The 5,513-nt window shown below is 70.1% G+C and carries 4 protein-coding genes; all 4 read left to right on the forward strand.

Annotated elements, in window-relative coordinates; all coding sequences use genetic code 11:
* Window positions 1–1,752, forward strand: a 1,752-nt coding sequence (gene ligA, locus VF697_RS24870; protein WP_331099109.1) for an NAD-dependent DNA ligase LigA, incomplete at its 5' end; no start/stop codon positions are given.
* Between the two features lie 12 nt (window positions 1,753–1,764).
* Window positions 1,765–2,049: an acylphosphatase gene (locus tag VF697_RS24875; protein WP_331099111.1), complete on the forward strand. Its 285-nt coding sequence runs from the start codon at window positions 1,765–1,767 to the stop codon at window positions 2,047–2,049.
* Complete coding sequence (locus tag VF697_RS24880) at window positions 2,046–2,495, forward strand: DUF3052 domain-containing protein (protein ID WP_331099113.1); 450 nt, start codon at window positions 2,046–2,048, stop codon at window positions 2,493–2,495. Before VF697_RS24875 ends, VF697_RS24880 begins: the two co-directional genes overlap by 4 nt.
* A 570-nt stretch (window positions 2,496–3,065) precedes the next feature.
* A partial coding sequence (locus tag VF697_RS24885) for an Rne/Rng family ribonuclease (RefSeq protein ID WP_331099115.1) occupies window positions 3,066–5,513 on the forward strand: 2,448 nt, incomplete at its 3' end.

The raw sequence follows: 5,513 nt of genomic DNA on the forward strand, positions 1-5,513 counted from the left end.
GAGGAGCTTTCCGATTTCGACGAGCGGATCCGCCGCCAGACGGGCCTTCCCCAGGTCGCCTATGTGTGCGAGCCCAAGCTCGACGGCCTGGCCGTCACCCTGCTCTATGAGCATGGGCGCTTCATCCGGGGCGCCACCCGCGGCGACGGCACCGAGGGCGAGGACGTCAGCGGCAACCTGCGCACCATCCGCAGCCTGCCCATGGAGCTGCTGCCCCAGGATGGGGTGAAGGTGCCCGGCGGCATCGAGGTGCGCGGCGAGGTCTTCATCTCCAAGAAGGACTTCAAGAAGCTCAACGAGAAGCGCGAGGAGGAGGGCGAGCCGCTCTTCGCCAACCCGCGCAACGCCGCCGCCGGCAGCCTGCGCCAGCTGGACCCGCGCATCACCGCCTCGCGCCCCCTGTCCCTCTTCCTGTACGAGTGCGTGGCCGGCGAGGGCGTGCCCGCGTTCCGCTCGCACACGGAGAAGCTCGAGTACCTCAAGTCGCTCGGGCTGCCGGTGAACCGGCACGTGCGCGTGGAGAGCGTGGAGGGGGTGCGCGAGCAGTACCGCGCCTCCGTCGAGGGCCGCCACGAGCTGCCCTTCGAGGTGGACGGCATGGTGGTGAAGGTGGACGAGGAGGATCTGCGCCGGCGGCTGGGGCAGGTCTCCAAGAGCCCGCGCTGGGCCGTGGCCTACAAGTTCCCGCCCGAGGAGGAGGCCACGCTGGTGGAGGACATCCAGGTGTACGTGGGCCGCACGGGCGCGCTCACCCCGGTGGCGCACCTCAAGCCGGTAAAGGTGGGCGGCGTCACCGTCAGCCGCGCCACCCTGCACAACGAGGACGAGCTGCGCCGCAAGGACGTGCGCAAGGGCGACACCGTCTTCATCCGCCGCGCCGGCGACGTCATCCCCGAGATCGTGAAGGTGGTGGAGTCCAAGCGCCCCGCTGACTCCCAGGAGTTCCTCTTCCCCCACGAGTGCCCGGTCTGCCACGCGGCGGCCGTGCGGGACGAGGAGGGCGCCATCATCCGCTGCACCGGCGCCACCTGCCCCGCGCAGATGGTGGAGAAGGTGCGCCACTTCGCCTCGCGCACGGCCATGGACGTCGACGGCCTGGGCGAGAAGCTGGCCAAGCAGCTCGTGGACACCGGGCTGGTGAAGACCTTCGCGGACCTCTACCACCTCACCCGGGACAAGCTGCTCGAGCTGGAGCGCATGGGCGAGAAGAGCGCCGACAACCTCCTGGCCAACATCGAGCGCTCCAAGCAGACCACCCAGCCCCGCTTCCTCTACGCGCTCGGCATCCGCCATGTGGGCGAGGCCACCGCCAAGACGCTCGCCGAGGCCTTCCCGGACGTGCGCCAGCTCTACGAGGCCAGCCTGGAGGACATCACCCGCGTCAAGGACGTGGGCCCCACCATGGCCCAGGTCATCTACGCCTTCTTCCGCGAGTCGCAGAATCGCGCGGCCATCGACGCCCTGCTCCAGGCCGGAATCACTCCCGCCGCCCCCCGCGTCGTCAAGACGGGGGCCTTCGCCGGCAAGACGGTGGTGCTCACCGGCGGCATGACGGGGATGAGCCGCGAGCAGGCCAAGGAGGAGATTGAACGCCGGGGTGGGAAGGTGTCGGGAAGTGTCTCGCGCAAGACTGACCTCGTCGTGGCGGGCGAGGATGCGGGCAGCAAGCTGAAGAAGGCCCAGGAACTCGGGGTAAGAATCGTGGACGAGCAGGCGTTCCTGCAGCTCCTGCAGGCGGACGCGAGAGGGTAAGGGACCGGCACCATGGACAGGCGGCGAGCAAGCCTCCGGATTCGGGGCAAGGTGCAGGGTGTGTTCTACAGGGAGAGCGCCCGCAACGAGGCCCTGCGGCTGGGCCTGACGGGCCAGGTGCGCAACCTCTCGGACGGGACCGTGGAGGCGGTGGTGGAGGGAGTACCCGAGGCCATCGAGGCATTCGTCACCTGGTGCCGCCGGGGTCCCCCCCAGGCCCGGGTGTCGGATGTGGAGCGCGCCGACTCCGAGGCGCGCGGGGAGTTCAGCACCTTCACCGTGGAGCGCGCCTCATGACTCCCTACGCAATGGCTTCTCTCCCGGTGATGCTGGGCATCAAGTCCGGCAGCAAGGTCTCGGTCATCAACCCGCCTCGGGGCTTTGTCCAGCAGCTCAACCCGCTGCCCGATGGCGTCGAGTTCCTCATCACCGCCCAGACGGGCCTGGACGTCATCCTGTTCTTCACCCAGGACGCCCACGAGCTCGTCCAGCGCCTGCCCGCCCTCTCGCGCGCCATGGCCCTCACCGGCGGCATCTGGGTGTGCTGGCCCAGCGGCGAGGGCATCAAGACCTCGCTCTCCGAGGACTTCATCCGCCAGGCCGCGCTCGACATCGGGCTGGTGGACAACAAGATCTGCATCATCGACAGCACCTGGACGGGCCTGCGCCTCATCCGGCGCCCGCGCGGCGGCCGGCTGGACAAGCCGGAGAGCCGGAAACGGGCTCCAACCGCCCAGGCCTGACCCCGGAGCCCCGGCTCCAGGCCGGTCGGCGGGCCTCCCGTGCTGCCGAACGGCCGACATTTTCCATGTCTCGCCTTTACAGGTCGTATCAGGCGTGAAAACCTTTTGGTGTTTTCGGGGCTTGGGACGTTCCACCGTGGGTGGAGCGTTTGGGGCTCCAGGAGATTTTTGAGACGGGTGCGTTCCCGGCATACCAGGGCGCGCCGGCTGCACCGGACCTCTATCGCCCCCCCAAGGCGCCCGCGGATGGGCACCGACCGGGTGAGGAAGGAAGGGGCTGGGCGGCACGGGCGTCAGGGGTCCTCGAACGCTCGGTAAGGAAGCAAGTCCCCGCCCGGCAGGGTGCCGGACAGCCGCGGGGCGATTTGAACTCGGAGGAGCAGGTCCTGGTCCCCTCAACCTTCACCCGCGCGGAGACAGCCGGCCCCCGGAGACACGGGCCGTTGCCTACCCACGTGCGTGCGGGAGCCGGGGCCGCCTCTCCCCTCGCAGCGCGCTCGGAAGCGGGAGACGCCGTCGCCTCCCGTCCGCCGGAGCTCACGCATCCGCGCGCGCGCCCAGGATTCATCAATGAGCAGCATCCTCGTCATCAACGCGGCGGGCCGGGAGACCCGCGTGGCCCTGGTCGAAGGCGGCCACATCGCGGAGTTCTACCTCGAGCGTAAGAAGGACAAGGGCATTGTCGGTAACATCTACAAAGGCCGCGTGGTCCGGGTCCTCCCGGGCATGCAGGCGGCCTTCGTGGACATCGGCCTGGAAAAGGCGGCCTTCCTCTACGTCAGCGACGTGGTCTACGACCCGGACTTCGCGCGCGCCCAGTTCGAGCTGACCGAGGGCGAGCACGACGACGACGCCCCGGACGTGCCCGAGGAGTCCGAGGCCGTGGCCGCCGAGGCCGCTCACGACTCCGGTGCCGAAGTGCAGGCCGAGGTCCACGAGCAGGCCGCCAGCGGTGAGGCGGCCGAGCGTCGCGTCCAGGAGCCGGAGCCCCGCGCTCAGGAGCCGGAGCGTCGCGCCGAGGAGGCCGCACCCGTCCCCCCTGTGGAGACCGCGTCCGCCGAGCCCGTGTCCGTCAGTGCCCCGTCCGCGCCGGAGAGCAGCTCTCCGGCGCCGGTGAGCAGCTCCCAGGAGCCGGTGGCGGCGCCGACGGAGGCCGCGCCCCTGAGCGTGGCGGCCCAGACGTCCTCGGAGCCTGTCGCGGCGATGCCCGCCACCGAGGGCTCGGTGGCCCTGGCGCTCCCGCCGGAGCCGACCCCGGTGACTCCGAGCGAGCCCGCCGCCGCGGCGGCCCCCGCTCCCGCGCCGACCGAGACCGCTCCCCGCACCGAGAAGGCCGAGAAGCCCGAGACGGCCGCCGGTGAGCGCCGCGCCCCGCGTGAGAACCGCGAGGCCGCCCGTGAGGCCCGCGAGGGCCGCCGCGAGCAGAAGGATCGCGAGCGCGAGAAGGACCGGGAGAAGGACAAGCCCCGCAACAAGCAGCGCGAGGAGCAGCCGCGCAAGCGCGACGAGGAGAAGTCCAAGCCGCGCAAGTCGGCGAAGATCGAGGACCTGCTGAAGGTGGGCCAGGAGGTCGTGGTCCAGATCTCCAAGGATCCCATCGGCACCAAGGGCGCGCGCCTCACCTCGCACATCTCCATCCCGGGCCGCCACCTGGTGTTCATGCCCACGGTGGACCACGTGGGCATCAGCCGCCGCATCTCCAACGAGAAGGAGCGCAAGCGGCTGCGCGAAATCGTGGACCGGCTGCGTCCACCCGGGACGGGCTTCATCGTGCGCACGGTCGCGGAGAACGTGCCGCAGGAGAAGCTGGAGAGCGACATCCGCTTCCTCATCGAGGTGTGGAACCAGGTGGTGCGCCGCAACGAGAAGCGCGGTGGCCCCGGCCTGCTGCACCCGGACCTCGACCTCATCCTGCGCGCCACGCGTGACCTCTTCGCCCACGACGTGGAGAAGCTCGTCGTGGATGACCGCGAGGAGTACGAGCGCATCCTCGGCTTCGTGAACGCGCAGGACCCGGCGCTCAAGGACCGGGTGGTGCTCCACGAGTCGGACGAGCCCATCTTCGACGCCTACGGGATTGAGCACGAGCTGCAGCGCGCCACCCAGCGCAAGGTGTGGCTCAAGAGCGGCGGCTACCTCATCATCGACCAGGCCGAGGCGCTCACCGCCATCGACGTCAACTCGGGCCGCTACGTCGGCAAGAAGAGCCTCGAGGAGACGATCACCAAGATCAACGTCGAGGCCGCCAAGGAGATCGTCTACCAGCTGCGGCTGCGCAACATCGGCGGCATCATCATCTGCGACTTCATCGACATGGAGAAGCCGCAGAACCGCGACAAGGTCTTCAAGTCCCTGCAGGAGGCGCTGGGCCGGGACAAGGCCAAGACGAACGTGCTGAAGATCTCCGAGCTGGGCCTGGTGGAGATGACGCGCAAGCGCGTGCGCGAGTCCATCGGCCGCGTCCTCCACGAGGACTGCCCGTACTGCGACGGCAAGGGCTTCGTGAAGACGGCGACCACGGTGGCCTATGAGATCTTCGGGGAGATCCGCCGCGAGGCGCCGGGCTACAAGGACCCCACGCTGGTCATCAACTGCAACGCCGAGGTGGCGCGGCTGCTCCAGGGCGAGGAGCGGCAGGAGCTGCGCCACCTGATGGACCGCTACAACAAGTCCATCCAGGTGAAGGCGCAGCAGAACTACCACCGCGAGCAGTACGACATCTACGGCCGCAGCGCGCAGGGCGGGGACCACAAGGTGGCCTCGTCGCCGGGCTCGGGCGATGGCGAGCTGTCGATGCAGCGCCGGCCCGAGAGCGGCGGTGGCGAGCGCGGCTTCCGCGAGGGCGGCGGTGGCCGCGACCGGGACCGGGGTGGTGACCGGGGCGGCCGTGACCGCGACCGGGGTGGCGAGCGGGGCGACCGGGGTGGTGACCGGGGCGGCCGTGACCGCGACCGGGGTGGCGAACGGTCTGGCGAGCGGGGTGAACGGAGCGAGCGCAGCGGTGACCGAGACCGGGGT

It is taken from the genome of Archangium sp. (assembly GCF_036388035.1).
Classification (GTDB): domain Bacteria; phylum Myxococcota; class Myxococcia; order Myxococcales; family Myxococcaceae; genus Archangium.

Bases quoted from the DNA above. Each gene is read 5' to 3' on its own strand.
- VF697_RS24880 (WP_331099113.1), top strand. From the start codon at position 2,046: ATGACTCCCTACGCAATGGCTTCTCTCCCGGTGATGCTGGGCATCAAG.
- VF697_RS24875 (WP_331099111.1), top strand. From the start codon at position 1,765: ATGGACAGGCGGCGAGCAAGCCTCCGGATTCGGGGCAAGGTGCAGGGT.